Source organism: Rathayibacter sp. AY1A5, from assembly GCF_002930875.1.
Taxonomy (GTDB): domain Bacteria; phylum Actinomycetota; class Actinomycetes; order Actinomycetales; family Microbacteriaceae; genus Rathayibacter.
Window position 1 is genome coordinate 130,769 of the sequence record NZ_PSTM01000003.1, and the last position, 24,117, is coordinate 154,885.

Here is a 24,117-nt window from a genome sequence, read left to right on the forward strand (position 1 = left end):
GCGTACCGTGGCCGCATGAGCGAAACTCCCTCCGACTCGGCGCGCCCCCTCGCACTCGTCACCGGCGCGACCGGCTACATCGGCGGCCGGCTGACGCCGCGCCTCCTCGAGGCGGGCTTCCGGGTGCGCGTCCTGGTGCGCGACCCGCGCAAGCTGGTCGACGTGCCGTGGGCGGAGGAGGTCGAGGTCGCCCAGGGCGATCTCGGCGATCCGGAGTCGCTGGAGGCCGCGGTCGAGGGCGTCGACGTCCTCTACTACCTCGTCCACTCGATGGGCTCGGGCAACGACCACGCCCACTTCGAGGAGGTCGAGAGCCGCGCCGCGCAGAACGTCGCCACGGCCGCGAGGTCGGCCGGCGTCGGCCGCATCGTCTACCTCGGCGGCCTGCACCCCGAGGGCCAGGAGCTCTCGAAGCACCTCCGCTCGCGCGCTGAGGTGGGCCGGATCCTGATGGAGTCGGGAGTGCCGACGATCGCCCTGCAGGCGGGTGTGATCATCGGCTCCGGGTCGACCTCGTTCGAGATGGTGCGCCACCTCACCGACGTGCTGCCGTACATGCCCGCGCCGCAGTGGGTGCGCAACTTCATCCAGCCGATCGCCGTGCGCGACGTGCTGCACTACCTGATCGGCTCCGCGTCGCTCGAGGACGCCACGCTCAACCGCACCTTCGACATCGGCGGGCCCGACGTGCTCCGCTACGGCCAGATGATGAACGGCTACGCGGTCGAGGCCGGGCTCCCGCAGCGGCCGATCGCGTCCCTGCCGGTGTTCACCCCGTGGCTGGCCTCGCAGTGGGTCAACCTGGTCACGCCGATCCCGCGCTCGCTCGCGGTGCCCATCATCGCCTCGCTGCAGTACGACTGCGTCGTGCACGAGCAGGACATCCGCGCGCTCATCCCCGACCCCGAGGGCGGGCTGACCTCCTACCGCCGCGCCGTCCGGCTCGCGCTGGGAAAGATGCAGGCGGGCGAGATCGAGACGAGCTGGCAGAACGCGGAGGTCGTCGGCGCTCCCAGCGATCCGCTGCCGAGCGACCCGGAGTGGGCCGGCCACACGGTCTACGTGGACCTCAAGGAGCGCCGCACCCCGGCCGACCCGGCCAAGCTCTGGCGCGTCATCGAGGGCATCGGCGGCACCAACGGCTGGTACTCCTTCCCGCTCGCGTGGGTGATCCGCGGCTGGATGGACCGCCTCGTCGGGGGAGTGGGCCTGCAGCGCGGGCGCCGCGACTCCGCGCGCCTGCACGCCGGCGACGCCCTCGACTTCTGGCGCGTCGAGGAGATCGAGCGGCCGAAGCTCCTGCGCCTGCGCGCCGAGATGAAGGTGCCCGGCGGGGCCTGGCTCGAGATGCGCGCCGAGCCCTCCGGAGACGGCGGCTCGGTCTACACGCAGCGCGCGGTGTTCTTCCCGCAGGGCCTCGCGGGCAGGCTCTACTGGTTCGCGATCCTGCCCTTCCACGGCATCATCTTCAACGGCATGGCCAACCGCATCACGGCCACCGCGGCCGACCTGCCGGACTCCGGCGACGAGCGCTCCCCTGGCGGGCGCCGGGTGCAGCGGTGACAATGGAGGGGTCCGGCGGCGGCGAGGCCGCCCGGGACGCCGACGAGAGGAGCACGATGAGCGAACGGTCGAGCACGGACGCGGGGCGCGGACTCCAGCTGGGGAAGGTCCTCTTCATCGGGGACAGCATCATCCAGGCGGGAGCCTGGGGCGAGTGGCTGACGGAGTCGACGGTCGTCGACGAGGGAGTCGGAGGGGCCACCACGGCGGACGTCGTCGCGCGGCTCGCCGAGCTGGTCGCGCAGGAGCCGGACACGGTGGTGCTGCTGATCGGCACCAACGACCTCGCCTGGCACCGCACGACGGAGCACGTCGTGCGCAACATCGAGACGATCGTCGCGACGTTCCGGCGCGACCTCCCGGACGTGCGCATCCTGGTGACATCGGTCCTGCCGCGCGGACACGAGTTCGCGCCGCAGATCCGCGAGATCAACCGCCACCTGTGGCAGTTCGCGCCCACGGCGCACGCGGGCTACCTCGACCTGTGGCCGGTGCTCGCGGGCGAGGACGGCGGACTGCTCGAGCAGTACTCGCCGGACGGCCTGCACCTCAACGAGGACGGCTACCGCGCCTGGCGCGAGGCACTGGGCCCGGCGCTCGAGGCGGTCGTGCGGATGCCTCCGCGGACCCGCCCGATCACGCTGCCCTACGACGAGTTCGCGCGGCCGAAGACGGCCTAGCGCAGCACCGTGGAGGGGGAGTCGACCGCAGGGTCGGCTCCCCTTCCGTCATTCCGCGGCCAGGGCGGCCTCGAAGGCCGCGAGGGCGTCCGCGGAGAAGAGGACGAACCGGACCTCGTCGAGTGCGCCGTCCGCGGTCGCCTCGCGGACCGTCTCCACCGCGATGCGCGCCGCGTCGTCCATCGGCCAGCCGTAGACGCCCGCCGAGACGGCCGGGAAGGCGAGCGTCCGCGCACCGAGACCGACGGCGGTGCGCACCGACTCGCGGTAGGCCGAGGCGAGGACAGCGCTGCGGTCCTCCGACCGCGAGTGGACGGGACCGACGGTGTGCACGACCCAGCGGGCGGGGAGGCGGCCGGCGGTCGTGGCGACCGCGGAGCCGGCGGGCAGGCCGTCCGGCAGCTCGGCCCCGCGGAGCCGGCGGCACTCGGCGAGGATCTCCGGTCCGCCCGCGCGGTGGATCGCGCCGTCGACGCCGCCGCCGCCGAGGAGCGACGAGTTCGCCGCGTTCACGATCGCGTCGACGTGCTTGCGGGTGAGGTCGCCGCGCACGGCTCTCAGGGTGGTCACGACTCCTCCTCCAGGCTTCGTCCGAGGGCAGCGATCGCCGCAGGTCCCACGCGGCAGCAGCCGCCGATCAGATCCGCTCCCGCCGCGCGCCAGGAGGCGACCAGCACGGGGTCGAAGGCCGCGTCGCCTGCCCAGCGACGCTCGACGGCGTCCCACTCCTCGCCGCTGTTCGGGTACACGACGACCAGCTTGCCGGTGACGGAGCGGGCGATGCGGACCGCCTCGGCGACGTCGCCGGGCGGGCAGCAGTTCACTCCCACGCCGACGACCTCCTCGGAGGCGGCGGCGACGGCGAGCGCCTCGGCCAGGGGCTCGCCGGACGCGGTGCGGCCCGAACGGCCGCTCACGCAGATCCAGGCGGGGACCGAGGAGCCCGCGAGGGCCTTCACGACGGCCCGCACCTCCCGCACCGACGGGATGGTCTCGACGGCGAGCAGGTCGGGCCCGGCCGCGGCCAGGGTCTCCAGGCGCGGGCGGTGCCAGGCGGCGAGCTCGCCGACGGTGAGGCCGTCGTCGCCGCGGTACTCGGAGCCGTCGCCGAGGCTCGCACCGAAAGGGCCGACGGAGGCGGCGACCCAGCCGCTCTGCGCGCGCCGGGCCAGGTCGACGCTCTCCTGGAGGGCGCGCTCGACGAGGCCCGGGGCCAGCCCCGCGGCTGCGAATCCGCTCGCGGACACCTGGTAGCTCGCGGTCACCGCGACCCGGGCGCCCGCCTCGGCGAAGGCGCGGTGCGCGGCGACGACCCGGCCGGGCTCCTCCAGCAGGACCCGGGCGCTCCAGAGCGAGGAGTCCACCGCGGCGCCCTGCGCCTCCAGCTCCGTGCCCAGGCCCCCGTCGAGCAGCAGCGGGCGCACCCGCGCCGCGGCGACGAGGCCGGCGGTCACGAGCGGTTGTTGGAGAGCTCGAAGATCTTCACGAGCTCGGCGATGGCCGCCTCGCGGGCGTCTCCGCCCTCCTCGAACATCGCGGTGATGTGCGTGCGGAGGTGGTTCTCGACGATGAGCTTGTTGAGCGAGCCGAGCGACTTCTGGATCGCGAGGGACTGCGTGACGATGTCGACGCAGTAGTCCTCGTTCTCGATCATCCGCTCGAGGCCGCGCATCTGGCCGCCCAGGATCCGGGCACGGTGCAGCGAGCGCTTCTTGAGGTCCTCGATCACTCCTCCAGCCTACGCGCCGCGGGCGGTACCCGGGCGGGGTATGCGCGCGCCTACGATCGAGGGGTGAGCACCCGCAAGCCGTCCCGCGCGACCGCCGCCCGCTACCCCTCGCGCGACCGCGCCCGCATGGCGCTCGCGCCCGGGATCCTCGGCGCGATCGTGCTGCTGGCCGGGCTCGCCCTCGTCGGCTCCGATGCCTACGACTTCATCCGCTACCCGGTCGCGATCCTCGCGGCGGTCATCGGCTGGTTCGCGATCCAGGCGCGCGCACTCCTCTGGCTGATCGGGCTCGTCCCGGTGCTCGTGCTGTGGAACCCGGTGCTGCCGTTCGCGTTCCCGGACGCGATCTGGTCCTCGCTGAGCCTCGCCGCGGTCGGCGTCTTCGTGGCGGCGGGCCTCGTCATCCGCGTCCCGACCCCGGAATGACGACGAGCGCGACCGTCCGCGCGTCTGAGCGCCGACCGGACCGCCCCGAGGAGTAGACTGGCGCCGCACCCGCACGCCGGGGATGCTGCGACCGGGTCCCAGACCCGTTGCTCGGAGCTCTCGACGGCCACCGGATGCACCGACGCCCGACGCCTCCCCGGAGGCGATCCGGCGGATGCACGGCGACGGCAGCGCGCGGGAACCCTTCCTCCGCCCCCCGTCACACATCGAGGAGGAGCATGGCTCGCAGCGGCCAGCGTCAGTCCGGTCAGACGCGACGAGCGTCGAACGCCGCCGGGAGCCGACCCCGATCGCGTTCGCGCGGCGTGGACAACGCGGGGATCATCCCGATCCTCGCCCGCCGCGTCCGCGAGGTGGAGGCGAAGGCCCAGACCGGCAAGGTCGGGCCGACCAACCGGACGAAGTTCCTGGTTATCGCCCTCCTGATGCGCGAGGAGCGCAAGCGGGTCAAGGTCGATCCCTCGCTCAGCGACGCGCAGCGCGCCGAGGAGATGAAGCGCCTCGACGGCATCGCCACGATCCTGGCCAAGACGGCCGCCCGCGACACCAGCCTGATCGCGCTGCTCGAATCGGAGGCCGGCGTCACGGCGGCCGCGCAGAAGCTCCGCCGCGACTGGCTGCTCGAGGCGGGCGCGGAGCTCAGCCCCGACGAGCTGCTCATCGTGACCGAGCCGGAGCCCAAGCCCGAGGTGCCGGTCAACCAGGTCGTGCCGCAGTCGGTGCGCGCCCGCCAGCTGGCGAACCCCTTCCTCCCGCCGGACTTCTCGATCGCCGAGGCCTCGGCTCCGGCGCCGCGCCGCAGGCTCGACGACTGGGAGCTGCTCGGGCCGCTCTTCAAGGCGTTCGAGTACGGAGCGGGCGGACGGGCCGCGAGCATGGAGCTCCCGGAGCCGCCGAAGCTCGACCGGGTCTCGCCGCGCGGCCTCGAGCTGATGCCGCACCAGGCGCGCTTCATCGAGAGCGCCCGCGAGGGGCACCGCAGCTTCCTGCTCGCCGACGAGCCGGGTCTGGGCAAGACCGCGCAGAGCCTCCTGGCCGCCTCGGTGGTCGGGGCGTACCCGCTGCTCGCGGTGGTGCCGAACGTGGTCAAGATGAACTGGGCGCGCGAGGTCGAGCACTGGACGCCGCAGCGGCGCGCCACGGTCATCCACGGAGACGGCGGCACGCTCGACGCGTTCGCCGACGTGGTCATCGTCAACTACGACATCCTCGACCGGCACATCGGCTGGCTCGGGAGCCTGGGCTTCCGCGGCATGGTCGTCGACGAGGCGCACTTCATCAAGAACCTCCGCTCGCAGCGCTCGCAGAGCGTGCTCGCGCTGGCGTCGAGGATCCGCGAGACCACTCCGGGGCACGATCCGCTGATGATCGCGCTGACCGGCACCCCGCTGATCAACGACGTCGACGACTTCCGCGCCATCTGGCGCTTCCTCGGCTGGATCGACGAGACCAAGCCGGGACCGGAGCTGATGGGCCGCCTCGAGGAGACGGGCCTCACCCCCGCCGACACGGGCTTCTACCCGGAGGCGCGCGAGGCCGTGATCGACCTCGGCATCGTCCGGCGCAAGAAGATCGACGTCGCCGCCGACCTGCCGTCGAAGCGGATCGTCGATCTGCCCGTCGAGCTGGACGACGACCTCGGCCGCTCCATCCAGAAGGCCGAGCGCGAGCTCGGCGCCCGCATGCTGCAGCGCTTCAGGGCGGTCACCTCCTCGATCACGCACGAGCTCGACGACGACGAGCGCGAGCGGTTCATCCGCATCGTGGCGCAGAGCGAGCTCGAGGAGTCGAAGTCGGCCAAGACCGGCGAGAACGTCTTCACCATGGTGCGCCGGATCGGCCAGGCCAAGGCGGCGCTGGCCGCCGACTACGCCTCGCAGCTGGCCCGCTCGGTGGGCAAGGTCGTCTTCTTCGCGAAGCACATCGACGTGATGGACCAGGCGGAGGACACCTTCGAGAAGCGCGAGCTGACGTCCGTCTCCATCCGCGGCGACCAGACCGCGGCGTTCCGCCAGACGCAGATCGACGCCTTCAACGAGGACCCGGACGTCTCTGTCGCCGTCTGCTCGCTCACCGCGGCGGGAGTCGGCGTGAACCTGCAGGCGTCCTCCAACGTGGTGCTCGCCGAGCTGTCGTGGACCTCGGCCGAGCAGACGCAGGCGATCGACCGCGTGCACCGCATCGGCCAGGAGGAGCCGGTGACGGCGTGGAGGATCATCGCGGCGCACACGATCGACGCGAAGATCGCGGAGCTCATCGACGCCAAGGCCGGTCTCGCCGCCCGGGCGCTCGACGGCGCGGACGCCGAGACGGCCTCGGCCGACACGGTGCAGCTGGACGCCCTCATGCACGTCCTGCGCGAGGCGATCGGCTGAGCGCACCCGGCCGGGCCGGCTGAGCGCACCCGGCCGGGCCGGCTGAGAGCTCAGCCGGTCCGGGCGAGCGGTGCGGCGAAGAAGTCCTTCTCGAACGAACTCGACCGCAGGAACGCGTCCCTCATCGCGGCGCGCTCCCTCGGTGAGGCGTCGCGGGCGGCCTGCTCCGTGAACTCGATCGCCCGCTCGGTGGCCGTCGCGAAGACCGGGTCGCCGTAGGTGAGCAGCCAGTCCGCGTAGGGGTGCTCGGGGTGCCCGGAGGCGGCGAGGCGCGACCCGACGTCGGCGTAGAGCCAGAAGCAGGGGAGCAGGGCGGCGACGATCTCGCCGTAGCCGCCGCCCGCGGCGACCGCGAGCAGGTGGTCGGTGTAGCCGCGGGTCACGGGCGCGGGAGCCGCGTCCCGGGTCCCGAGCCGGTCGCGGTGCAGCTGCGCCTCCGCCGCGAGGGCGGACGCCGAGCCCTCGGCCCAGAAGACCTGCTCGGCGGTGGTCGGCGCGCGCTGCGCCGCCACGGCCAGGACGCGGGCGTACTCGGTGAGGTAGAGAGCGTCCTGCTCGAGGTACCACTCGAAGTCCTCCCGCCCGAGGGAGCCGTCGCCGAGGGCCCGCACGAACGGGAGCGCGTCGATCTCGTCGCGGAGGGTCCGCGTCCGCTCCCAGACGTCCGCGCAGAACGCCGGAGGACGTTGCCGGTGGAAGTGGTCGATCGGGCCGTTGCCGGAGCCGACCTCGAGAGCATCGGCGGCGCGCAGGGCGCCGGTCAGCCACTCCTTGGCCTCCGTCAGCGCCTCGACCAGGGCGTCGGAGGAGGCGTCGCGCCCGGCCAGGAGCGTCGCCATCGCGGACGAGAGCGAGCACCCGGTGCCGTGCGTGTTCGAGGTGGCGACGCGCTCGCCGGGGACCTCGCGCACGAGGCCGTCGGGGGTGACGATCGCGTCCGGGGTGGCGGGGCCGTCGAGGTGGCCGCCCTTCACCAGCACGGCGGCGTCGAGGGCGCGGGCGAGCATCGCCCCCTGCGCGAGCGCGGCCGGCCAGTCGGAGGCGGTCGGCTCTCCGGCCAGCACGCCCAGCTCGGGGAGGTTCGGCGTCACCAGGTCGGCGCGGCGGAGCAGGTCGCGCACGGCGTCCTCCGCCTCGGGAGCGAGCAGCCGGTGACCGCTGGTCGCGACCATCACCGGATCCACGACCACGACGGGCGGGCGGACCTCATCGAGCCACTCGGCGACGACTCCGGCGTACTCGGCCGTGGCGAGCATCCCGATCTTCACCGCGTCGATCGTGACGTCATCGCTCACCGCGTCGAGCTGCTCGCGGAGGAACGCGGCGGGCGGCAGGTGCACGGAGCGGACCCCGTGCGTGTTCTGCGAGACGAGCGCGGTGACGACCGCCATGCCGTAGCCGCCGAGCGCGCCGATCGACTTGAGGTCGGCCTGGACGCCGGCACCGCCGGTCGGATCGGTGCCGGCGATGCTGAGGACACGGGGGACGCGGGCGCCGGCGGTCACCGGTCCCACTCCGCTCGGATCAGGCGGGCGGCCGCCGCGGGGTCGGCGGCCGTGCAGAGCGCCGACACGACCGCGAGGCCGGCCGCACCGGCGAGGCGGAGTGGCACCGCGTCCGCGGCTCCGACTCCGCCGATGGCGACGCAGGGCAGCGCCGTGGCCGCGGCGAGGGCGGCGAACCCGTCGACACCGAGGGGAGCGGGGTGGTCGGGCTTGGTCGCGGTGGGCCGGATGACGCCGACGCCGAGGTAGTCGACCGTCCCCGCGGGCAGGGCGCGGACGGCGGCGAGGTGCTCGGGGGTGTTCGCGGTGAGCCCGATCACCGCGTCGGGTCCGAGCAGCGAGCGGGCGGCGGTGACGGGGAGGTCGGACTGCCCGAGGTGGACGCCGTGGACGCGGGCGCCCGCGAGGCGGGCGGCGAGGGCGACGTCGACGCGGTCGTCGACCAGCAGGGTCGTGCGCTCGTCGAGGACGGCGGCGACGGCCCGGGTCAGGGCGACGAGCTCGGCGGCGGGGGCGTCGTGATCGCGGATCTGCACGGTCGTGACTCCGCCCCGGACGGCGGCGGCGACCACCGCGGGCACGCCGCGCGGGCCGCACTGGGCGGTGTCCGTGACGAGGTAGAGCGAGAGGTCGAGTCTCATGCGATCCGCGCCCCGGCCTCGGCGTCGGCCGGCTGGAGGGCAGCGAGGGCGTCGATGAGGCCGACGGCGAAGGATCCGGGACCGCTGCTCGCGGCGGCGGCCCGCTCGGCGGCGAGGCCCCAGACCGCGGAAGCGCTGACGGCCGCGTCGAGCGGGCGGGCGCCCGCGCCGAGGAACGCCGCCATCACGGCGCCGAGCGCGCAGCCGCCGCCGGTCACGCGGGTCAGCAGCGGGTGGCCCCCCGTGACCCGGACGATCCGCTCGCCGTCGGTGACGAGGTCGACCGCTCCCGAGACGGCGACCACGCCTCCGGTGCGGCGGGCGAGGACGCGGGCGGAGTCGAGCGCCTGCTCGGCGGTGTCGACGGCGTCCACGCCGCGGCCGCCCGCACCGGCTCCCGCGAGGGCGAGGATCTCGGAGGCGTTGCCGCGGATGATCGCGGGCCGCGCCTCGAGCAGCTCCACCGCCAGAGCGGTGCGGACGGGCAGCGGGCCCACGGCGACCGGATCGAGCACCCACGGGGTGCCGGCGCGTCCGGCCGCGGCGACCGCCTCGCGAGCACCCTCGCGCTGCTCCGCTCCGGGCGTGCCGAGGTTGACGAGCACCGCGGAGGCGAGGCCCGCGAAGACGCCCGCCTCGCCGGGCAGGTCGCACATCGCCGGGCTGGCGCCGAGGGCCAGGAGGCTGTTGGCGGTGAAGCCGGTGACGACCGCGTTCGTGATGCACTGCACCAGGGGCCCGGCGGCGCGGAGCTCGGCGAGATCGCGACCCACGGACGCCGGGTCGGGCGCCGTGTCGGCGGGGAGGGTCGGGTGGACAGGCGTGCGAATGCTCATTCGCGACATCCCTTCGCTAGTACGAACTAGATCAGGTTCAACGGGTCTTCTCTCAGCCCTGGCGGGCACCCCGTGTCACTGCGCACGACCCTAGCAGCGGGCGCGGGCGCGCTCGCTGCTGCAGTGCGAGAGGAGGGAGCGGGCCGTCGTCGCCCCTTCGCCCGGGAGCGGCCGCTCAGCCGGTGAGGATCGTCGAGTCGCCGCGCGGCCCCACCGCGACGCGGAGGCCGATCGGCAGCCGCTCGCGCATCGCGTCGACGTGGCTGATCAGGCCGATCGTCCGACCGCCCGACCGCAGCTCGTCGAGCGTGCTGAGCGCCGTCTCGAGCGTCTCGGCGTCGAGCGAGCCGAAGCCCTCGTCGATGAACATGGTCTCGAGCGAGATGCCGCCGGACTGCGCCGTCACCACGTCGGCGAGGCCGAGGGCGAGGGCGAGCGAGGCGAGGAACGTCTCGCCGCCGGAGAGCGAGGCGGGCTGCCGGCGGACGCCGGTGAAGGCGTCGAGCACGTCGATCCCGAGGCCGGAGGCGGCACCGCGGTAGGCGAGCGAGTCGTCGTGGGCGAGGGCGTAGCGGCCGCTGGTCATCGCGTCGAGGCGGAGGTTCGCCGCGGTCACGATCTCCTCCAGGCGTCCGGCGAGGGCGAAGGCCTCGAGGTCCATCCGGCGCGTGTTCTGCCCCCGGCCGGAGACGGTCTCGGCCAGCGCGCGCAGCTCCTCGTGGCGGTGGAGACGCTCACCCAGCACGGCGAGGCGGCCCGCGGCCGTCGCGGTGAGCTCGGCCAGGCGCTCCGAGCGGTGCTCGAGCACGGAGAGGCCGGCTCGCGCCTCGTCGCGACGGGCGGAGGCCTCGCGCGAGCGCTCCTCGGCGGCGGCGAGGTCGACGGCCGTGCCCGGCAGTCCGCGGAGCTCCGGGTCGGACAGCACCGCCTCCGTCGCGCTCCGCCGTCGCTCGTGCTCGGCGACGACGGCCTCGGCCCGTGCCCGGTCCCCGCTGGCCAGCGCGGCCGACTCGGCCTCCTCGGCGGTCGTGAAGCCGCGCTCGGCGAGGACCTCGGCGAGCTCCTCCCGGGCGGCGGCGGCGGCCTCGGACCGCGAGACGGCCGCCTCCTCGGCCTCGACCAGGGCGACGGCACGGCGGCGCTGGGCACTCAGCTGCTCGACCCGCGAGGCGACGCTCGTCGCGCCGTCGCGGAAGGCCTCGACGCGCTCCCGCAGCAGCCGCAGCGCTTCAGCGGCGAGGGCGGACTCGTCGGCGCGGGCGCGGTGCTCCTCGCGAGCGGCGTCCCGTCCGGTCGTGAGAGCGTCGATCCGGGTGCGCAGCCGGGTGCGCTCGCGCCGCAGCTCCTCCATGCGGGCGGCGGCGCGGCGCGCCGAGGCGAGCCGCTCCTCGTGCGCCGGGCGGAGCGACTCCGGATCCGCGTCCTCGCCCACACGCTCCTCGAGCGCCGCGAGAGCCCGAGCCGCGGCTCCCTCGCGCTCGCGGGCGCCGTCGAGGGCGGCGGCGGCGCGCTCCACCGCGACGCGGGCCCGGTCGAGGTCGTCGGTGCCGACCGTCGTCGGGCCGTCGTGCTCGGCCGGGCGGGGGTGCTCGCACGAGCCGCAGACGGGGCAGGGCTCGCCCGGCTCCAGCCGCTCGGCGAGCTCCCCGGCGAACCCGGCGAACCGGCGCGCGATCAGGGCGGCCTGCTCCGCGGCGCGCTCGCCGTGGACGCGCGCCGCGTCGGCGTAGGCCGTGCGGAGCCGCTGCAGACCCGCCGCAGTGAGATCGCGCTCGAGGGCCGCGGCGATCCTCCGCTCGAGCGCGGCGAGCTCGTCGACGCGCGTGGGGACAGCGGCGGCCTCCCCGGCCAGGGACTCCTCCTCGGCGGCGAGCGCGTCGACGCGGGCGGGCAGCTCGCGCAGCTCCGCCTCGATCCCCGCGAGCGCGGTCGCCGCCGCCTGCTCGGCGCGTGCGGACCGCTCGGTGACGCGCTCCGCGTCGGGGAGCCGGCGCTCCTCTGCCAGCGCCTCGGCGAGGGCGCCGAGGACAGCGGCGAGCCGTTCGGCCGTCTCGGCGGCCGGGCCCCCGGACGCGTCCCCGTAGGCGTCGGCGGCGAGGTCGCGCTGCTGCCGGGCGGCCCGCTCCTTCTCGGCGGCTGCCCGGGCGGAGCGGAGCAGCGGCAGCACGCCGTCGGCCCGGCGCGCGCGCTCGATCGCGGCCCGCTGCTGCTCGACGTGCGCCTCGGCGACCACGAGCTCCTCCGCCTCGATGAGGGCGCGCCGGCGCCGCTCCTGGCCCCGGGCGATGCGCCGTGCCTCGTCGAGAGCGGTGCCCGCGGCCTCGTGCGCCGCGTCGGCCGCGGCGGAGCCGGCCCGGGCCGCCTCGAGCGGAGCGGCGAGCCGCGCCGGCAGCCCGGCGAACCAGGCGGCGTCCGGCAGAGGCGGCTCGGCTCCGTCATCGAGGAGCCGGACGGCCTCGTCCGCGAGCGCCGTCACGGCCGCGCGCTCCTCCTCGAGCCCGACGGCGCTCGCGTCGCGCTGCTCGAGCAGGCGGCGGCGGAGCAGATCGAAGCGCTCGGTCGCGAAGAGCGTGCGCAGGAGCCGCTGCCGGTCGTCGTTCTTCGCGAGCAGGAACTCGTGGAAGCGGTTCTGCGCCAGCAGGATCACCTGGAGGAACTGGTCCTTCGTCAGGCCGACGATCCGGCCGATGTCGGCGCCCACCTCCTTCGCGCTCGACGAGAGCCCTACCCAGGCGCCGTCGACCTGCTCCAGCAGCTCGACCTTCGCCGGCTGGGTCGTGGTGCCGGTGCCGCGCCGTTTCGGCCGCTCGTACTCGGGCGAGCGCCGGACGCGGTAGACGCGCCCCGCCGCCTCGAAGTCGAGCTCGGCGAAGGTCTCGTCCTCGGGGCCGCTGTGGTCGCTCCGGAGGCGCGAGGCGGTGCCGTCGAAGCGGGGGACCGAGCCGTAGAGCGCGAACGCGATCGCGTCGAGGATCGTCGACTTGCCCGCTCCGGTGCGCCCGGCGATGAGGTACACGCCCACGTCCTCGAGCCGGTCGAAGTCGACGCACTGCTCGGCGCGGAACGGTCCGAGTCCGGCGAAGGCGAGTCGGCGGATCCTCACCGCAGAGCCTCGGCCTCGACGGCCGCGAGCGCGTCGAGGGTGAGGGCGCGCTCGGTCTCCGTGGCGCCGTGACCGCCGCGGACGTGGGCGAGGAAGTCGTCGACGACCTCCACGTCGCTCCGCCCGCGGATCCGCTCGGCGTACGCGCGCGGCTCGGCCGCGGCGTGCGGGGGCCGGTGCTCGAGCGTGGCGCAGCCGGGGAAGCGCGACTGCAGGCGCGCCATCGCGTCGAGCGGGCGCACGGGATCGGTGAGCACCGCCGAGACCCAGTCGCCCTCCACCTCGGCCAGGGAGGGATCGCGCAGCAGCTGCTCGAGCTCGCCCTCGATCACGCTGAGCCTCCTCGGCACGGGGAGCGGCGACCACTCGACGCCCTCGAGCCCCTCGGGCCCGATCGTCACCAGCCAGGCGCCGCGCGGCTTCGACGCCTCGCCGAACGAGTAGTGCAGCGGCGCTCCGGAGTAGCGCACGCCCGGCAGCAGCTCGGCGCGTCCGTGGATGTGCCCGAGCGCCGCGTAGTCGGCCGCGGCGAAGTGCTCGACCGAGACGTAGTCGAGCCCGCCCGCCGTGATGTCGCGCTCGAGGACCGCGGCCGGGGCTCCGACCGCGAAGCAGTGCGCGAGCACGACCCAGGGACGGCCCGCCGCCTCGGCGGCGGCGCGCACCCGCGCCATCGCGAAGGCGAGCACGTCCTCGTGGCGGCGCAGCTGCTCCTCCGGGTGCCGGTGGCGGTAGAGGGCGGGCTCGAGGAAGGGGATGCCGTGGACGCCGACCTCGAGCCCGGACGCGTCGCGCAGCACGACCGGCTCGGCGTACGCCTCGGGGTCGGTGAGGACGTGGACGCCCGCTCCGCGAAGGAGCCCCGCCTGGAAGCCGAGCCGGGCGGGGGAGTCGTGGTTGCCGCTGGTGAGGACGACCTCGGCGCCGGCCGCGCGGATCGCCTCGAGCGTGCGGGTGAGGAGGGTGTAGTGCTCCGCGGCGGGCACGGCGGAGTCGAAGACGTCGCCGGCGATCAGCACCGCGTCCACGCGCTCGGCCCGCACCGTCTCGACCAGGGCCTCGAGCACGGTCGCGAGCGCCGCCGTCGTGGAGTGCCCGTGGAAGGTGCGGCCGATGTGCCAGTCCGAGGTGTGCAGCAGCTTCACGGTCGTCCTTCCTCTGCGTCGTCCGGGGGAGCGACTCCAGGCTAGTGAGGCCCTCCGACACCGGCGGCGCAGCGGACACCTCCCGTTCACCGGGAGGTGCACAATAGGGCGTCGGTCGAGCAGAGGAGATGGTCGTGAAGCTGCCCCGCGTCCCCGCGACGATCCTGGGTCTGGGCTCGCGCACCCGCGCCGCCGCCGAGGACACCGCTCCCATCCAGCGTCTGCGCCCGGACGACGAGCCGGCCCGCACCAGCACGGTCGACAACGCGATCTACCAGGACGGCCGCCGGGTCGTCTCACCCGGCAGCATCCCGGAGGCGCTCGCCGCCCTGCAGAAGCTGCCCGACGCGATGGCGTGGATCGGGCTGTACCGGCCGAACGCGGCCGAGCTCGCCGCGCTCGAGGACGAGTTCTCGATGCACCCGCTCGCCCTCGAGGACGCGATCAGCGCGCACCAGAGGCCCAAGCTCGAGCGGTACGGCAGCGACATGTTCGTGGTGCTGCGCGCCGCCAGCTACTCCGACCAGCGCGAGGAGGTCGACTTCGGCGAGCTCCACCTGTTCGTGGGGTCGAACTTCGTCGTCACGGTCCGCCACTCCGAGAAGCCCGACCTCTCGCTGGTGCGGCGGCGGATGGAGGCCGATCCGGAGCTGCTGCGCGTCGGCCCGGTCGCCGTGCTGTACGCGATCCTCGACGCCGTCGTGGATCAGTACTCGCCCGTCGTCGCCGGTCTCGAGAACGACATCGACGAGATCGAGGCGCAGGTCTTCGAGGGCGACCCGGCGGTGTCCCGACGCATCTACGAGCTCAGCCAGGAGGTGCTGGACTTCCAGCGTGCGGTCGCTCCGCTGACCGGCATGCTCGGGCGGCTCGTCACCGACTTCGAGGTGTTCCAGTCGGATGTGGAGCTGCGCCGCTACATCCGCGACGTCGCCGACCACGTCGCGCTCGTCACCGAGCGGGTCGACGGCTTCCGCACCACGCTGCGGGAGATCCTGGCGGTGAACGCGACCCTCGTCGCCCAGCGCCAGAACGAGGACATGAAGAAGCTCGCGGAGGTGGGCAACCAGCAGAACGACGAGGTCAAGCGGATCTCCGCCTGGGCGGCCATCTTCTTCGCGCCGACCATGATCTCGAGCATCTACGGCATGAACTTCGACGTGATGCCCGAGCTGCACGTGGCGTGGGGGTACCCGGCGGCGCTCGCGGCGATGCTCGCCTCGAGCGTGGTGCTGCACCGGCTCTTCAAGCGGTGGGGCTGGCTCTGAGCCCGCGTCCCGCGACGTGTCAACACCGTGACGGTCCCGGAGGCTCCGCGTAGCGTCGCTCGCGGGCCGTCCGGCCCCTGAACGGAGGGACTCCCGATGACTCCGGAGGACACGACCACGACGGCCCCGCGGCCCCGCTCCCTCTGGCGGGCGGGCGCGGCTCCGATCCCCTCCGACGAGTTCGTCCCGGGCGCGCACTACGACGACGTCGTGGTCGGCGCCGGGCTCACCGGGCTGGTCACCGCGCTCCTCCTGCAGCGGACCGGCCGGCGCGTGCTGGTGCTGGAGGCGCGGGAGGTCGGCGCCGTCACGACCGGGAACACGACGGCGAAGCTCAGCCTCCTGCAGGGAGCGCACCTCTCCCGGATCTCGGAGCGCAACATCCCCGCGGTGACCGAGGCCTACGTCGCGGCGAACCTCGCGGGCTTCCGCTGGCTGCTCGACTACTGCGAGGGCGCGGGCGTGCCGGTGCAGAGGCGCACCGCCTACAGCTACGCGCAGACGCCCGAGGGCGTGGACGCCGTCCTGAAGGAGCACGCGACCGCGCGCCGCTTCGGCCTCGCGACCCGCCTCGTCGGCGAGCTCGACGTGCCGTTCCCCAGCACGGCGGCCGTCACCCTCGACGACCAGGCCCAGTTCGACCCGATGGACGTCCTCACCGCGCTCGCCGCCGACTTCCGCGCCGCCGGGGGCAGCCTGGTGCAGGGCGTCCGGGCCCTCGGGATGCGAGCGACCGCTCCCGTCCGGGTCCGCACCAGCGCGGGCCCGGTGACCGGGGACCGGGCCTACCTGCTCACGGGGGCGCCGATCCTCGACCGCGGCCTCTACTTCGCCAAGATCGCCGCGCTGCGCTCGTACGCGGTCGCGTTCCGCACCGACGCGCCGATCCCCGACGGCATGTACCTCTCGGTCGACGAGCCGTCCCGCTCGGTGCGCGACGCCGAGCGCGACGGCGAGCGGCTCCTCCTGATCGGCGGCAACGGCCACCCGGTGGGGCGCAGGCCCGTCACCTCGGAGGCGGTGGACGACCTGGTCGCCTGGACGCGGCGGTCCTTCCCGGGGGCGGAGCCGGTCGCGCAGTGGAGCGCCCAGGACTACGAGCCGTTCCACCGCGTGCCGTTCGTGGGCTGGCTGCCGCGGGGCCGCGGACGGATCTTCCTGGCGACCGGCTACGACAAGTGGGGGATGACCAACGCGGTGCAGGCCGCGCTGACGCTCGTCGCCGACCTCGAGGGCGCGACGCCGGCCTGGGCGAGGACGCTGCACCGCCGGCCCACGCTGCCGCGGGTGATGGCGGAGGGGCTCGGCGCCGGGCTGGCGGTGGGCGCCTGGTACGCCCGCGGCTGGTCGGCAGCGCTCCGCGCGCCCCGCTCGGCCGGGGTGGTGCCGGCGGAGGGCCAGGGCTCGCTCGCCCGCGACGGCCTGCAGCCCGTCGCGGTCTCCACCGTGGAGGGGCGGCGCTGCGCGGTGTCGGCGGTGTGCCCGCACCTGGGCGGGATCGTCACCTGGAACGACTCGGAGCGCAGCTGGGACTGTCCGCTGCACGGCTCCCGCTTCGCAGCCGACGGGACGGTGCTGGAGGGGCCGGCGGTCGAGCCGCTCGCCCCGCTGCGCTAGGCCGGCCGTCGGCTCCGCGGAGCCGACGGCCGGCCCCGCAGAGCAGGCGGCTCAGTCCTCGTCCGCTCGGGCTCCGCGACCTCGTCGCCGTCCGCGCCCGAGGCATCGCCGGTCGTGTGCAGATCGGTGTCGCCCGGGATGCTGAAGTCGCTCAGCGGGTCCAGGGGCTTCTTGTCGTCGGTGTCGTCGCTCATGCCTGCCACCCTACGAGCGTCCGGCGAGGCGCTGCACCGCGGCGACCGGGATCGACAGCCACTCCGGCCGGTTGCGCGCCTCGTAGATCGCCTCGTAGACGGCCTTGTCGAGCTCGAACGCGTCGAGCACCGCCCGGTGCGCGGTGACCGCGTCGCCCGCCTGCTCGGCGTAGCCCTCGAGGAACGCGGCACGGCTCGCCGCCGCCCACGCCGCCCTCGAGGCGCCCGGCTCGGCCTGCTCGTGCGCACCCGCCGCGTAGTCGAAGGAGCGCAGCATCCCCGCCACGTCGCGCAGCGCCACGTCGGGAAGACGGCGCTCGTGCATGGGCCGCAGCGGCTCGCCCTCGAAGTCGAGGAGCACCCAGCCGCGATCGGGCACGGACAGGACCTGCCCGAGGTGGTAGTCGCCGTGGATGCGCTGGAGCCTCGGCCACGGCGCGGTCTCGGCGGCGCGGAACACGGCCTCGATCGCCTCCGAGTCCTCGGCGATCACGGGGACCTCGGCCGAGGCGATGCGCAGGCGACGGCGCATGGCCGCGACCATCCGCTCGACGACCTCGGACGTGGTGTCCTCGGTCGGCATGACCTCCGCCAGCGTCGCGTGCACCTCGGCGGTGGCGCGGCCCAGCTCGCGGGCGGGTCCGGTGAAGTCGGAGTCGGCGGCGACCGCCTCGAGGGCGACGCGCCACGCGTCCTGGACCCCGGGGAGGAACTCCTGCGCGAAGGCGAGGTGCCCGAAGGCGCGGCCCGTCTCCTCGCCCTCGTCGTCCCACTCGCCGGTCACGTTGCCGATCACGGGCGGGACGAGGGCGCTCCCGGCGGCGTTGAGCGCCGACTGCACCGTCACGTCCGGGTTGTCGCCGTGGTGGAGGGCGCGGAAGACCTTGACGATCACCGGGGTCGCGTCGGATCCGTCGTCGGCGGTGGTGCGGACGATCACCGAGGTGTTCGACTGCTCGCCGCTGAGCACCTTCGAGGACGCGAACGCCCCGATCGCGGCACCCGGCTGCCGGTGGCCCTCGGCGCGGGCGCCGCCCTGAGCGCCGTCCTCGTCGGAGCGGCCGCCGTCGGCGATCATCCCGAGCAGGGCGCGGGCGAACACCGGGTCGCGCGGAGCGTCGTACACGTAGTGCGAGTCGTCGGAGTAGACGAGGGCGTCCTCGAGCCCGGGCACCGGAGCCGCGTGGACGGTCACCGGCACCTGGTACAGCACCGGGCTGGTGCCTGCCCGGTCGATGAAGAGGTGGTCCACCACCTCCGCCTCTCCGGGGTGCAGCGACCAGGCGCCGCGGACCTCCAGCTCGGGGCGCCGCCCCTTGCTCGCGTACCACCTCTGGTCCGCCACCCATGCGGCGATGCGGTCGATCGACAGGCCTGCGCTCATGGTCTTCCCTCCGTCGGCACCCCGAACCCTACTGGCCGCGGACGACGGGCGGAGGGGCTTGCGGCGGGGCGCTCAGGCCAGCTCGAGCACGTCCAGCGTCCAGGCGTACTCGAACGCGATCTCGCGCCAGCGCTCGTAGCGTCCGCTCACTCCGCCGTGTCCCGCGGTCATCTCGGTGCGCAGCAGCGCGGGAGTGCCGACCTCGCGGAGCCTGGCCACCCACTTCGCCGGCTCCACGTACAGCACCCGGGTGTCGTTGAGGCTCGTCGTCGCGAGGATCCGGGGGTACTGCACGCCCTCGCGGACGTTCTCGTAGGGCGAGTACGACTTCATGTAGGCGTACACCTCGGCGTCGTGCAGCGGGTCGCCCCACTCGTCCCACTCGATCACCGTGAGCGGCAGCGACGGGTCGAGGATCGAGGTGAGCGCGTCGACGAACGGGACCTGCGCGAGGACGCCGGCGAACGCCTCCGGGGCGAGGTTCGCGACCGCGCCCATCAGCAGGCCGCCGGCCGACCCTCCCTGCGCGACCAGGCGGTCCGGAGTGGTGAAGCCCGCGTCGACCAGGTGCCGCGCCGCGGAGACGAAGTCGGTGAAGGTCGTCCGCTTCGCCAGCGTCTTCCCGTTCTCGTACCAGGAGCGGCCCATCTCCCCGCCGCCGCGGACGTGCGCGACGGCGAAGACGACGCCGCGGTCGAGCAGCGAGAGGCGCGCGATCGAGAAGCCCGGGTCGATGCTCGCCTCGTACGAGCCGTAGCCGTAGAGGAGGAGCGGCGCGGGGGCCGAGTCCGGATCGGCGGCGTCGCGGCGCCAGACGAGCGAGAGCGGCACCCGCGTGCCGTCCTCCGCCACGGCCCACTCCCTCCTCTGCACGTAGAGCGCGGGGTCGTAGTCGCCGAGCACCGGCTGCTGCTTGAGCACCGTGCGCTCGCCCGTCGCGACGTCGAGCGCGAGCACGGTCGAGGGGGTGACGAACGAGGTGTAGGCGAGGCGGAGGGAGGGCTGCTCCCACTCCGGGTTCCCCGCCAGGCCCGCGTCGTAGAGCGGCTCGTCGAAGACGATCTCCTCGAGCCGCGCTCCGGCGCCGTCCTCGCGGAGGAGCCCGAGCCGGGTGGCTCCGTCGGCGCGGTACGAGACGACGACGTGCCCGGCGAAGGCGTCGACGCCCTCGATCCGGCGACCCTCGCGGTGCGGCACCACCACGCGGCGCTCGCGGGCCCGGGCGTCGGCGTCGAGCGACAGGTCGGCCGGCTCCTCGACGATCTCGAAGTCGAGGGCGCCGTCGTTGTGCACGATCAGCAGGCGGTCGCGCCCGTCGACGACGGCGTGCTCGACCTCGTACTCCACGCCCTCGCGGCGCGGCCACACCGAGCGGAAGGAGCCGGTCGGGTCGGACGCGTCCAGCAGCAGGCACTCGCTCGTGATCTTGCTCCCGATCTCGATGACGAGGAAGCGGCGGCTGCGGGTGAGGCCCACGCCGATCCAGTAGCGCTCGTCGGGCTCGGCGAAGACGACCTCGTCCGGAGTCCCGGCGCCGACCTCGTGCCGCCAGATCGTGTCGGGGCGCCAGGACTCGTCGACGGTCGGGTAGAAGACGAAGCGCGCGTCCGCGCCGAAGGTCGCTCCGCCGCCGGTCCCCTCGATGACGTCCGGCAGGTCCTCGCCGGTCTCGAGGTCGCGGATGCGGAGGGTGTAGCGCTCGTCGCCCTCGACGTCGGTGCCGAAGAGCAGCCGTCGGCCGTCCGCCGAGACGTCGAAGCTGCCGAGCGAGAAGAAGTCGTGTCCCTCCGCCTCCGCGTTGCCGTCCAGGACGACCTGCTCGCCCTCGAGCGGGCCGCCCTCGGCGATCGACGGCGGCGTCCAGTCGTCCGGCCCGCTCATCGGCGCCCGGCAGTGCACGGCGTACTGGCGGCCCTCGTAGGAGCGCGAGAAGTACCACCAGGAGCCCTCCCGGACGGGGACCGAGAGGTCGGTCTCCTTCGTCCGCGAGCGGATCTCCTCGAACAGGCGCTCGCGCAGCGGGGCGAGAGGAGCCAGCACCGCCTCGGTGTACGCGTTCTCGGCCTCGAGGTGCGCGATCACCTCGGGGCTCTCCTTCTCGCGCAGCCACTCGTAGTGGTCGACCACCACGTCGCCGTGGTGGCGGCGCTCGAGGGGGACGCGGCGGGCGACGGGCGGAACGGGCGCGGTCATCGCTCCACCCTAGGGCGAGGGCGCCCCTGGCCGCCCGGGGTGCCGCAGCGGCGCCGGGCGTGATCACAATGGAGCATGGCCAGCGGTGCGGAGAACGAGTCGGCGACGTCCCGGGCGGGCGGTGCGCGGAGAGTGCAGACCGAGGTCGAGCGCAAGTACGACGTCGACGCGGGCACCCGGCTGCCCGACCTGTCCGGCACCGCGAGCGTCGCGAGCGTCCGCACGGAGGAGCCGGTGACCCTCCGCGCCGAGTACTTCGACACCGCCGAGCGCGCTCTGTCCCGGGCGCGGATCACGCTGCGCCGCCGCGAGGGCGGATCCGACCAGGGCTGGCACGTCAAGCTGCCCGGCTCCTCCGGCCGCACCGAGATCCACGCGGAGCTCACGGCCTCGCGCACGGTCCCGTCCGCCGTCCGCGAGCCGGTGCTCGGGCAGGTGGGGCGCGCGCCGCTCGAGCCGCTGGCGCTGCTCGAGACGGTCCGCTCGATCACCCGCGCCCTCGACTCCCACGGGCGGGAGCTCGCCGAGATCGCCGACGACCTGGTGACCGCGCGCGACCAGCGCACCGGCCGCGAGCGGCGCTGGAGGGAGTGGGAGGTCGAGCTCGTCGACGTCCCGGGCGACGAGGGCGAGCGGGTCCTCGACGCGATCGAGCAGCGCCTCCTCGCCGCGGGCGCCCGCCCGGCCGCCAGCGCCTCCAAGCTCGCCCGGGCCACCGGCGGCCCGATCGAGGAGACGGTCCCGGATCCGCGGAACGGCGGGGAGGCGGCGCTCGCCGCGGTCCGCTCGCTCCTGCGAGAGCTGCGCGCCGTCGACCCGCGGGTGCGCCTCGAGGCCGACGACGCCCTGCACCGGATGCGCGTGCTCGCGCGCCGGCTCCGGTCCGTCCTCGCCGCCTCCCGCTCCGTGCTCGACCGTGCGGCGACCGACCCCGTGCGGGACGAGCTGCGCTGGCTGGGAGGGGTCCTCGGCGCGGCCCGCGACCAGGAGGTGCTCGCCGAGCGGTTCCGCACCTCCCTGGCGGCCGTCGAGGGCGCCCCGAGCACCCCCACCGCCCTGCTGGAGGAGATCGAGCACCGGCACGCCTCGGCGCTGCGCCGCGTCGACCGCACTCTGCGCGGCGGCCGCTACCTCGCGCTCCTCGCCTCGCTCGACGCCCTGCTCGCGGATCCGCCCCGCACCGCGCGGGCGGGCTCGAGCGCGACGGCGCTGGTGCGCCGCTCCGTCGCGAAGGACCTCGCGCGCATCTCCGCGGCGGGCTCCGCAGCGGCCGGCGGCTCGCTCGAGGCTCGTCACGACCTGCGGAAGGCGGCGAAGCGGCTCCGCTACACCGTGGAGGCGTGGCGGGCGGTCGTCCCCGAGGCCGTCGGCGCCCGGCGCCGCTCGCTCGCCGAGGCGGGAGAGGACCTCGCCGACGCCCTGGGGGAGGAGCGCGACGCGCTCGCCGCCCGTGCGCTGATCCTGGAGGAGGCCGATCGCAGCGGGGAGGGAGCCTTCGCGCTGGGGGTCGTCGCCGCCGAGGAGCGGCACCGCGCCAGGCGGGCCGCGAAGGCCGCGGAGAAGGCGGGGGACCGTCTGGGGTCGCTCTCGCGCTGACCGTGCGGCCCCGCGGTCGCTGTCAAGCCGACGGCCCGGTCACACGGACGAAATCCACGGCGGATAATGTGAATCATGCCTTCCGTCCGTGCTCTTCCGTCACCGCTCCTGCGCCCGCGCCACTTCGACCGCGACGACGTCGTGGTCCATGCCGGCCTGTTCTCGCTGGTGAACTCGAGTACGACGCCCCGTGCGGCCTGGACCGAGGATCTGATCGCCATCGGCGAGGTCCTCGACGCCGCCGAATTCCCCTACCGCCTCATCCGCGGCACCGACGGCTCGCCCTTCCTCGCGGTGGACCGCGTGCTCGGCGCCGAGCTGGCGACGCTGCTGGCGCGCGCCTTCGCGACCGAGCCCTTCTACGCCAAGACGGTCGACAAGCGGGGCACCCCGCCGCAGCTCCTGGCCGAGGGCGTGCTCGCGCCGTATCCGCGCGCCTCCGTCTTCAAGCTCTTCCGCCCGCGCGTCTCCTCCACGGGATCGCTGCGCTACGGCGCCCGCAGCGGCGTCCGCCTCGAGCTGTGGAAGGTGGGCGAGGAGGAGATCATCACTCCCGCCGAGAACGCGCTCATGCGCAACAGCCTCCCCGTCGCCGAAGCCATCGACGCCCACGTCGAGGCGTACGGCCGCACCTGGCCGACGTTCGAGGGCATGTTCGAGCCGCTCGTCAGCGACATCCGCTTCGAGGTGGACATCGTCTTCTCGTGGGTCGACGGCACCGACCTGGAGTTCCAGCGCGCCCGTGCGGCCCGCATGGCGAGCTACGTGGTGGGCGAGGGCGACGACGCTCCGGCGCGCTTCCGCCAGATCGACGAGCTCAAGTACGCCCTGCGCAGCGTCTACATGTACGCGCCGTGGATCCGGCACATCTACATCGTCACCGACTCCCCTCGCCCGCGCTGGCTGGACGAGCACCCGGACGTCACCCTCGTGCGCAGCGAGGACCACTTCCGCGACCTCTCGGTGCTGCCGACGCACAACTCCCACGCGGTCGAGAGCCAGCTGCACCGCATCCCGGGGCTGGCGGAGCACTTCCTCTACTCCAACGACGACATGTTCTTCGGGCGCCCGGTCGACCCGTCGATCTTCTTCTCGCCCGGGGGCATCACGAAGTTCATCGAGGCGACGACGCGCATCGGCATGGGCGACTCCAACGCCTCCCGCAGCGGCTTCGAGAACGCGGCCCGCGTCAACCGGCGCCTGCTCCGCGAGCGCTTCGGCGCGATGACGACCCGTCACCTCGAGCACGCCGCCACGCCGCTCCGCAAGACCGTGATGGCCGAGCTCGAGGCCGAGTTCGAGCCGGAGTTCACCGCGACCGCCGCGAGCCGCTTCCGCTCCGCGAGCGACGTCTCCGTCACCAACTCGCTCTACCACTACTACGCGCTGATGACCGGCCGCGCGGTCGTGCAGGAGAACGCCTCGGTGAAGTACGTCGACACGACGATGCACCAGGGGCTGAAAGACATGCGCAAGCTCCTCAAGAACCGCGGAGTCGACTTCTTCTGCCTCAACGATGGCAGCTTCCCCGAGATCTCGGCGGAGGCGCGCACCAAGGCCGTCATCGGGTTCCTCGAGGAGTACTACCCGATCCCGGCTCCGTGGGAGCGCGAGGACTGACCGTGGGCTGGGCCGTCGGGGGAGCGGTGGCCGGGCTGCTGCTCGGCCTGGCGAGCTCGCTCGTGTTCCCGGGCATCGGAGTGGGAGCGGGCGTCGGCGTGGGCGTCGCGCTGGCCGCGGCGCTGGCTTTCGCCGGATGGCTGTTCGCGCGGGACCGCGCCGGCGGGCGCTGACACCGCCGGCCGTGTCCGAGGACGCGGTCGACGCGGCGCCCGGTGGCG

General features: G+C 74.4%; 20 protein-coding genes and 1 riboswitch. Of the genes, 9 read left to right on the top strand and 11 right to left on the bottom strand.

The annotated features are described in order from the left end of the window. The first annotated feature begins 15 nt into the window (after window positions 1–15). On the top strand, window positions 16–1,563 hold the full coding sequence (locus tag C5B98_RS03035) for an SDR family oxidoreductase (protein ID WP_104225599.1): 1,548 nt from the start codon (window positions 16–18) through the stop codon (window positions 1,561–1,563). A gap of 56 nt (window positions 1,564–1,619) precedes the next feature. After that, the gene (locus tag C5B98_RS03040; RefSeq protein ID WP_104225671.1) at window positions 1,620–2,243 is read left to right on the top strand and encodes a GDSL-type esterase/lipase family protein; all 624 of its coding nucleotides are present in this window, start codon (window positions 1,620–1,622) and stop codon (window positions 2,241–2,243) included. A 48-nt stretch (window positions 2,244–2,291) separates the two neighbouring features. Here the strand turns inward: C5B98_RS03040 and C5B98_RS03045 are convergent, their stop codons facing one another. From C5B98_RS03045 to C5B98_RS03055, 3 genes are read right to left on the bottom strand one after another with little or no spacing between them, the layout of a single operon-like run. Further along, window positions 2,292–2,813: an O-acetyl-ADP-ribose deacetylase gene (locus C5B98_RS03045; protein ID WP_104327288.1), complete on the bottom strand. Its 522-nt coding sequence runs from the start codon at window positions 2,811–2,813 to the stop codon at window positions 2,292–2,294. After that, entirely contained in the window at window positions 2,810–3,697 is an 888-nt protein-coding gene (gene mmuM, locus C5B98_RS03050) for a homocysteine S-methyltransferase (protein WP_104327289.1), read from the bottom strand. The genes C5B98_RS03045 and mmuM overlap by 4 nt, the downstream gene beginning before the upstream one ends. Then, a complete protein-coding gene (locus C5B98_RS03055; RefSeq protein WP_104223062.1) occupies window positions 3,694–3,972 on the bottom strand; it encodes a metal-sensitive transcriptional regulator in 279 nt (92 codons plus the stop codon). Before C5B98_RS03055 ends, mmuM begins: the two co-directional genes overlap by 4 nt. 63 nt (window positions 3,973–4,035) lie before the next feature. On the opposite strand from C5B98_RS03055, the gene C5B98_RS03060 reads away from it, so the two are divergent. Beyond that, window positions 4,036–4,398, top strand: coding sequence for a DUF6804 family protein (locus C5B98_RS03060; RefSeq protein ID WP_244229446.1), 363 nt, complete (start codon window positions 4,036–4,038; stop codon window positions 4,396–4,398). 239 nt (window positions 4,399–4,637) lie between these two features. Continuing rightward, window positions 4,638–6,794, top strand: coding sequence for a DEAD/DEAH box helicase (locus C5B98_RS03065; protein ID WP_104327290.1), 2,157 nt, complete (start codon window positions 4,638–4,640; stop codon window positions 6,792–6,794). 50 nt (window positions 6,795–6,844) lie between these two features. Here C5B98_RS03065 and thiD read toward each other — a convergent pair whose 3' ends face one another. The 5 genes from thiD to C5B98_RS03090 all read right to left on the bottom strand — a co-directional run bounded on the left by thiD (window position 6,845) and on the right by C5B98_RS03090 (window position 14,024). Continuing rightward, entirely contained in the window at window positions 6,845–8,299 is a 1,455-nt protein-coding gene (gene thiD / locus C5B98_RS03070) for a bifunctional hydroxymethylpyrimidine kinase/phosphomethylpyrimidine kinase (RefSeq protein ID WP_104327291.1), read from the bottom strand. Then, window positions 8,296–8,940 (bottom strand): thiamine phosphate synthase, encoded by a 645-nt coding sequence (gene thiE, locus C5B98_RS03075; RefSeq protein WP_104327292.1) that lies wholly within the window; start codon window positions 8,938–8,940, stop codon window positions 8,296–8,298. The genes thiD and thiE overlap by 4 nt, the downstream gene beginning before the upstream one ends. Then, entirely contained in the window at window positions 8,937–9,776 is an 840-nt protein-coding gene (gene thiM / locus C5B98_RS03080) for a hydroxyethylthiazole kinase (RefSeq protein WP_104223067.1), read from the bottom strand. Before thiM ends, thiE begins: the two co-directional genes overlap by 4 nt. After that, window positions 9,768–9,859: riboswitch (TPP riboswitch) on the bottom strand. Its footprint overlaps the gene before it by 9 nt. Before the next feature lie 92 nt (window positions 9,860–9,951). After that, window positions 9,952–12,879, bottom strand: coding sequence for an AAA family ATPase (locus C5B98_RS03085; RefSeq protein WP_104223068.1), 2,928 nt, complete (start codon window positions 12,877–12,879; stop codon window positions 9,952–9,954). Continuing rightward, entirely contained in the window at window positions 12,876–14,024 is a 1,149-nt protein-coding gene (locus C5B98_RS03090) for an exonuclease SbcCD subunit D (RefSeq protein WP_104223069.1), read from the bottom strand. Before C5B98_RS03090 ends, C5B98_RS03085 begins: the two co-directional genes overlap by 4 nt. 128 nt (window positions 14,025–14,152) lie before the next feature. On the opposite strand from C5B98_RS03090, the gene C5B98_RS03095 reads away from it, so the two are divergent. Both C5B98_RS03095 and C5B98_RS03100 read left to right on the top strand, forming a co-directional pair. After that, window positions 14,153–15,292, top strand: coding sequence for a magnesium and cobalt transport protein CorA (locus tag C5B98_RS03095; protein WP_104223070.1), 1,140 nt, complete (start codon window positions 14,153–14,155; stop codon window positions 15,290–15,292). Window positions 15,293–15,388: 96 nt separating this feature from the next. Further along, window positions 15,389–16,909, top strand: a complete 1,521-nt coding sequence (locus C5B98_RS03100; RefSeq protein WP_104327293.1) for an FAD-dependent oxidoreductase — start codon at window positions 15,389–15,391, stop codon at window positions 16,907–16,909. Here C5B98_RS03100 and C5B98_RS03105 read toward each other — a convergent pair. From C5B98_RS03105 to C5B98_RS03115, 3 genes are all read right to left on the bottom strand, one after another. Beyond that, window positions 16,906–17,103, bottom strand: a complete 198-nt coding sequence (locus C5B98_RS03105) for a hypothetical protein (RefSeq protein WP_146076877.1) — start codon at window positions 17,101–17,103, stop codon at window positions 16,906–16,908. The genes C5B98_RS03100 and C5B98_RS03105 overlap by 4 nt on opposite strands. A gap of 10 nt (window positions 17,104–17,113) precedes the next feature. Then, a complete protein-coding gene (locus C5B98_RS03110; RefSeq protein WP_104223072.1) occupies window positions 17,114–18,487 on the bottom strand; it encodes a phosphotransferase in 1,374 nt (457 codons plus the stop codon). A gap of 72 nt (window positions 18,488–18,559) precedes the next feature. Beyond that, window positions 18,560–20,680 carry a S9 family peptidase gene (locus C5B98_RS03115; protein WP_104327295.1) on the bottom strand — a complete coding sequence of 707 codons (2,121 nt, stop codon included), beginning with the start codon at window positions 20,678–20,680 and terminating at the stop codon, window positions 18,560–18,562. Between the two features lie 75 nt (window positions 20,681–20,755). Here C5B98_RS03115 and C5B98_RS03120 point away from each other — a divergent pair, with 75 nt between their 5' ends. The 3 genes from C5B98_RS03120 to C5B98_RS16805 all read left to right on the top strand — a co-directional run bounded on the left by C5B98_RS03120 (window position 20,756) and on the right by C5B98_RS16805 (window position 24,069). Continuing rightward, window positions 20,756–22,276: a CYTH and CHAD domain-containing protein gene (locus tag C5B98_RS03120; RefSeq protein ID WP_104223074.1), complete on the top strand. Its 1,521-nt coding sequence runs from the start codon at window positions 20,756–20,758 to the stop codon at window positions 22,274–22,276. 75 nt (window positions 22,277–22,351) lie between these two features. After that, a complete protein-coding gene (locus C5B98_RS03125; protein ID WP_104233778.1) occupies window positions 22,352–23,896 on the top strand; it encodes a stealth family protein in 1,545 nt (514 codons plus the stop codon). A gap of 2 nt (window positions 23,897–23,898) precedes the next feature. After that, on the top strand, window positions 23,899–24,069 hold the full coding sequence (locus C5B98_RS16805; RefSeq protein ID WP_159939285.1) for a hypothetical protein: 171 nt from the start codon (window positions 23,899–23,901) through the stop codon (window positions 24,067–24,069). The last annotated feature ends 48 nt before the right edge of the window (window positions 24,070–24,117 follow it).

Excerpts from the sequence above, each read along its gene's own strand:
- C5B98_RS03125 (WP_104233778.1), top strand. The coding sequence starts at position 22,352 with ATGCCTTCCGTCCGTGCTCTTCCGTCACCGCTCCTGCGCCCGCGCCAC.
- C5B98_RS03065 (WP_104327290.1), top strand. The coding sequence starts at position 4,638 with ATGGCTCGCAGCGGCCAGCGTCAGTCCGGTCAGACGCGACGAGCGTCG.
- C5B98_RS03035 (WP_104225599.1), top strand. The coding sequence starts at position 16 with ATGAGCGAAACTCCCTCCGACTCGGCGCGCCCCCTCGCACTCGTCACC.
- C5B98_RS03100 (WP_104327293.1), top strand. The coding sequence starts at position 15,389 with ATGACTCCGGAGGACACGACCACGACGGCCCCGCGGCCCCGCTCCCTC.
- C5B98_RS03095 (WP_104223070.1), top strand. The coding sequence starts at position 14,153 with ATGGTCGTGAAGCTGCCCCGCGTCCCCGCGACGATCCTGGGTCTGGGC.
- C5B98_RS03105 (WP_146076877.1), bottom strand. The coding sequence starts at position 17,103 with ATGAGCGACGACACCGACGACAAGAAGCCCCTGGACCCGCTGAGCGAC.
- C5B98_RS03115 (WP_104327295.1), bottom strand. The coding sequence starts at position 20,680 with ATGACCGCGCCCGTTCCGCCCGTCGCCCGCCGCGTCCCCCTCGAGCGC.
- C5B98_RS03110 (WP_104223072.1), bottom strand. The coding sequence starts at position 18,487 with ATGAGCGCAGGCCTGTCGATCGACCGCATCGCCGCATGGGTGGCGGAC.
- thiM (WP_104223067.1), bottom strand. The coding sequence starts at position 9,776 with ATGAGCATTCGCACGCCTGTCCACCCGACCCTCCCCGCCGACACGGCG.
- C5B98_RS03040 (WP_104225671.1), top strand. The coding sequence starts at position 1,620 with ATGAGCGAACGGTCGAGCACGGACGCGGGGCGCGGACTCCAGCTGGGG.
- C5B98_RS03120 (WP_104223074.1), top strand. The coding sequence starts at position 20,756 with ATGGCCAGCGGTGCGGAGAACGAGTCGGCGACGTCCCGGGCGGGCGGT.
- thiE (WP_104327292.1), bottom strand. The coding sequence starts at position 8,940 with ATGAGACTCGACCTCTCGCTCTACCTCGTCACGGACACCGCCCAGTGC.